This is a genomic window from Citrobacter sp. wls710 (assembly GCF_005281115.1).
GTDB classification, from domain to species: Bacteria; Pseudomonadota; Gammaproteobacteria; order Enterobacterales; family Enterobacteriaceae; genus Citrobacter; species Citrobacter werkmanii.
Genome location: NZ_SZXD01000068.1, coordinates 1 through 3,903, shown reverse-complemented (window position 1 = coordinate 3,903; position 3,903 = coordinate 1). Strand labels below are relative to the sequence as shown.

The 3,903-nt window shown below is 55.0% G+C and carries 4 protein-coding genes; all 4 read left to right on the top strand.

Features of this window, described 5'->3' with window-relative positions; genetic code table 11:
- A partial coding sequence (locus FDX14_RS24355; RefSeq protein ID WP_137350407.1) for a molybdopterin dinucleotide binding domain-containing protein occupies positions 1-743 on the top strand: 743 nt, incomplete at its 5' end.
- Positions 740-2,278, top strand: a complete 1,539-nt coding sequence (gene narH, locus FDX14_RS24350; RefSeq protein ID WP_061381228.1) for a nitrate reductase subunit beta — start codon at positions 740-742, stop codon at positions 2,276-2,278. The genes FDX14_RS24355 and narH, both read left to right, overlap by 4 nt.
- Positions 2,275-2,985 (top strand): nitrate reductase molybdenum cofactor assembly chaperone, encoded by a 711-nt coding sequence (narJ, locus tag FDX14_RS24345; RefSeq protein WP_079223847.1) that lies wholly within the window; start codon positions 2,275-2,277, stop codon positions 2,983-2,985. The genes narH and narJ overlap by 4 nt, the downstream gene beginning before the upstream one ends.
- Positions 2,985-3,662, top strand: coding sequence for a respiratory nitrate reductase subunit gamma (gene narI, locus FDX14_RS24340; protein WP_038641116.1), 678 nt, complete (start codon positions 2,985-2,987; stop codon positions 3,660-3,662). The genes narJ and narI overlap by 1 nt, the downstream gene beginning before the upstream one ends.
- Positions 3,663-3,903 lie beyond the last annotated feature (241 nt).

Below are 3,903 nucleotides of genomic sequence, written 5' to 3'. Positions count from 1 at the left end.
AGGCGCAGCCGCGCAAAATTATCTCCAGCCCGACATGGTCAGGCCTGGAAGATGAACATGTGTCTTATAACGCCGGTTATACCAACGTTCATGAGCTGATCCCATGGCGTACGCTGTCTGGTCGCCAGCAGTTGTATCAGGATCACCAGTGGATGCGTGATTTCGGTGAAAGCCTGCTGGTTTACCGTCCGCCAATCGATACCCGTTCAGTGAAAGCGGTGATCGGCGAGAAGTCTAACGGTAACCCGGAAAAAGCGCTCAACTTCCTGACACCGCACCAGAAATGGGGTATCCACTCCACCTACAGCGACAACTTGCTGATGCTGACGTTGTCACGTGGTGGTCCGATTGTGTGGATGAGCGAAGTCGATGCGAAAGACCTGGGAATCGAAGATAACGACTGGATCGAAGTCTTCAACAGCAACGGCGCGCTGACGGCGCGTGCAGTTGTCAGCCAGCGTGTACCGGCCGGGATGACCATGATGTACCACGCGCAGGAACGTATCGTTAACCTGCCGGGTTCAGAAATTACCCAGCAGCGCGGCGGGATCCACAACTCGGTGACCCGTATTACGCCGAAACCGACCCATATGATCGGCGGCTATGCGCAGCTGGCCTACGGCTTTAACTACTACGGTACCGTCGGTTCAAACCGTGATGAGTTCGTGGTTGTACGTAAGATGAAGAACATTAACTGGTTGGATGGCGAAGGCAATGACCAGGTACAGGAGAGCGTAAAATGAAAATTCGTTCACAAGTCGGCATGGTGCTGAATCTCGATAAGTGCATCGGCTGCCACACCTGTTCAGTGACCTGTAAAAACGTCTGGACCAGCCGTGAAGGTATGGAATACGCCTGGTTCAATAACGTGGAAAGTAAGCCTGGCGTCGGTTTCCCGAATGACTGGGAAAATCAGGAAAAATGGAAGGGCGGCTGGATCCGTAAAATCAACGGTAAACTGCAACCGCGCATGGGTAACCGTGCGCTGCTGCTGGGAAAAATCTTTGCTAACCCGCATCTACCGGGTATGGATGACTACTACGAGCCGTTTGATTTCGACTATCAGAATCTGCACACCGCGCCGGAAGGCAGCAAAGCGCAGCCGATTGCCCGTCCGCGCTCGTTGATTACCGGTCAGCGGATGGACAAAATTACCAGCGGTCCGAACTGGGAGGAAATTCTGGGCGGCGAATTCGAAAAACGCGCCAAAGACCAGAACTTCGAAAACATGCAGAAGGCGATGTACGGCCAGTTCGAAAACACCTTCATGATGTACCTGCCGCGCCTGTGTGAGCATTGCCTTAACCCGGCGTGTGTGGCGACCTGCCCAAGCGGTGCTATCTACAAGCGTGAAGAAGATGGCATCGTGCTGATCGACCAGGACAAGTGCCGCGGCTGGCGTATGTGCATCACCGGCTGCCCGTACAAGAAGATTTACTTCAACTGGAAGAGCGGGAAGTCCGAGAAGTGCATCTTCTGCTACCCGCGTATCGAAGCGGGTCAACCGACCGTTTGCTCCGAAACCTGTGTTGGCCGTATCCGTTATCTCGGCGTACTGCTGTATGACGCCGATGCGATCGAAAGCGCGGCCAGCACCGAGCACGAAAAAGATCTGTACCAGCGCCAACTGGACGTGTTCCTCGATCCGAACGATCCGGCAGTCATTGAACAGGCGCTAAAAGATGGTATTCCACTGAGCGTCATCGATGCTGCACAGCAGTCTCCGGTTTACAAAATGGCGATGGACTGGAAGCTGGCGCTGCCGCTGCATCCGGAATACCGCACGCTACCGATGGTTTGGTACGTGCCGCCTTTGTCACCGATTCAGTCTGCCGCCGACGCGGGCGAGCTTGGCAGCAACGGTATTCTGCCGGATGTAGACAGTCTGCGTATCCCGGTTCAGTACCTGGCGAACCTGTTGACCGCTGGCGACACCCAGCCGGTACTGTTGGCGCTGAAACGTATGCTGGCAATGCGTCACTATAAACGTGCGGAAACTGTTGACGGTAAAGTTGATACCCGTGCGCTGGAAGAGGTGGGCTTAAGCGAAGCACAGGCGCAGGAAATGTATCGTTACCTGGCGATTGCTAATTACGAAGATCGTTTCGTGGTGCCAAGCAGCCATCGTGAACTGGCGCGTGACGCATTCCCGGAGAAAAGCGGTTGTGGCTTTACCTTCGGCGATGGTTGCCACGGTTCTGATACCAAATTCAATCTGTTCAACAGCCGCCGCATCGACGCTGTTGATGTGACCAGCAAAACGGAGCCGCACCAATGATTGAACTCGTCATTGTTTCGCGTCTGCTCGAGTACCCGGATGCTGCCTTATGGCAGCATCAGCAGGAACTTTTCGATGCACTCGCGTCATCTGAGAACCTGGAGAAGGAGGATGCCCAGACCCTGGGCGTTTTCCTGCGCGATTTAACCGCGCAGGACATGCTGGATGTACAGGCCGCTTATAGCGAACTGTTTGACCGTGGCCGTGCCACATCGCTGCTGCTGTTTGAACATGTACACGGTGAATCCCGCGATCGTGGTCAGGCGATGGTTGACCTGATGGCACAGTATGAGCAGCACGGTTTGCAGCTCGACAGCCGCGAACTTCCCGATCATCTGCCGCTGTATCTGGAATACCTTGCGCAGTTGCCGAAAAGCGAAGCGTTAGGGGGGTTACAGGATATCGCGCCGATTCTGGCTTTGCTCAGCGCTCGTTTGCAACAGCGTGAAAGCCGTTACGCGGTGTTGTTCGACTTGCTGTTAAAACTGGCGAATACCGTTATCGATAGCGACAAAGTGGCTGAAAAAATTGCGGATGAAGCGCGTGATGATACCCCGCAGGCACTGGATGCGGTCTGGGAAGAAGAGCAGGTGAAATTCTTCGCCGATCAGGGGTGCGGCGAGTCGGAAATCACCGCTCACCAGCGTCGTTTTGCCGGGGCCGTTGCGCCGCAGTATCTGAATATCTCCACCGGAGGACAGCAATAATGCACTTCCTGAATACGTTCTTCTTTGACATCTATCCGTACATCGCGGGTTCTGTCTTTCTGATCGGCAGCTGGCTGCGTTATGACTATGGGCAATATACCTGGCGCGCGGCGTCCAGCCAGATGCTGGATCGCAAAGGGATGAACCTGGCGTCGAACCTGTTCCATATCGGGATCCTGGGAATTTTTGCCGGACACTTTCTGGGCATGCTGACGCCGCACTGGATGTATGAGGCGTGGCTACCGCTTGAAGTGAAACAAAAGATGGCCATGTTCGCGGGCGGCGCCTCAGGCGTGATGTGTCTGGTCGGCGGCGTGCTGCTGCTGAAACGTCGTCTGTTCAGCCCACGCGTGCGGGCCACCACCACTGGTGCGGATATTCTGGTGCTGTCCATTCTGGTTATCCAGTGTGCCCTTGGCCTGCTGACCATTCCGTTCTCCGCTCAGCATATGGACGGTAGCGAGATGATGAAACTGGTGAACTGGGCGCAAACTGTGGTGACCTTCCACGGCGGCGCGTCTGAATATCTGGATGGCGTGGCGTTTATCTTCCGCATGCACTTGGTGCTGGGTATGACGCTGTTCCTGCTGTTCCCGTTCTCGCGTCTGGTGCACATCTGGAGCGTTCCAGTTGAATACCTGACCCGCAAATACCAGATCGTTCGTGCGCGTCACTAATCGGTTATCTGTGTAAGATAAAACCCTGCTCCGGCGGGGTTTTTTTATGCCTGTTTGCCGGATGGCGGCGTAACCGCCTTATCCGGCCTACACAGGCGTCAGCTCTCTGTATGCCTGATAAGCGCAGCGCATCAGGCCTATTGCGGGCACGTATTGAGGGCAGAATATAGTGCATTGCAGTTGGATTGGGTGTTGATGCTTTATGAAGTAATGGTGGTGGGGGAAGGATGACTCAGCGCTG

Coding starts and splice junctions, on each gene's coding strand:
- narJ (WP_079223847.1), top strand. CDS start 2,275: ATGATTGAACTCGTCATTGTTTCGCGTCTGCTCGAGTACCCGGATGCT.
- narI (WP_038641116.1), top strand. CDS start 2,985: ATGCACTTCCTGAATACGTTCTTCTTTGACATCTATCCGTACATCGCG.
- narH (WP_061381228.1), top strand. CDS start 740: ATGAAAATTCGTTCACAAGTCGGCATGGTGCTGAATCTCGATAAGTGC.